Below are 235 nucleotides of genomic sequence, written 5' to 3'. Positions count from 1 at the left end.
TCTCCAATGCGCCGATTTGGATTTTACCTCTCTGTCTTCCACAAAATCCGTGCGTTCAAAATCATTTTGAGATAAATGCTTGTTGGAAAGCTCATACGCTACCCATTCTGCTTGTTCGTGGTCTTCGGCATAGGAAAGTGTAAAATAGATATGCTCTATCACAACCCCGGTAGTAGATGTGGGTAAAAAAGAATCGTTAAACTCTGTAGCTAAATATTCTCCTTTTGCTTTTGTT

General features: G+C 39.6%; 1 pseudogene. It reads right to left on the bottom strand.

What is annotated here, in order from left to right:
* Positions 1-235 (bottom strand): annotated as a pseudogene (locus tag ACY2RT_RS15680) (DNA/RNA non-specific endonuclease); the annotation flags it as partial.

The sequence above is a fragment of the Ulvibacter sp. 2210JD10-4 genome, from assembly GCF_058148525.1.
Note: the sequence above shows the minus strand (reverse complement) of the source record. Positions and strands in the feature narration are given on the sequence as shown.